The sequence below is a fragment of the Bacillus sp. SIMBA_008 genome (assembly GCF_046535495.1).
Taxonomy (GTDB): domain Bacteria; phylum Bacillota; class Bacilli; order Bacillales; family Bacillaceae; genus Bacillus; species Bacillus subtilis.
The window spans coordinates 1-251 of sequence record NZ_JAWRWL010000919.1 but is presented as its reverse complement, the minus strand read 5'-3'; the positions used below and the strand labels follow the sequence as shown (position 1 = coordinate 251).

1 pseudogene is annotated in these 251 nt (G+C 75.3%); it reads left to right on the top strand.

Going from position 1 to position 251, the window contains the following annotated elements:
- Nucleotides 1-251: pseudogene (locus tag SB658_RS26050) on the top strand (hypothetical protein); the annotation flags it as partial.

Here is a 251-nt window from a genome sequence, read left to right as displayed (position 1 = left end):
CCTACACCGTGCAGGGCCTGGTCCGCGACCGCCTGGGTGATCCCGCCGGCGCCGGCGAAGCCTATCGCAAGGCCGCCGAACTGGCCCCGCAGCAGGGCGAAACGCTCAACAACTACGGCGCCTGGCTGTGCGGCAATGGCTATGCCGCCGAGGCCCTGGTCTGGTTCGATCGCGCCACCGCCGCGCCCGGCTACCGCACCCCGGCCGCGGCGCTGGCCAATGCCGGCGGCTGCGCGCTGGGGGCCGGCCAG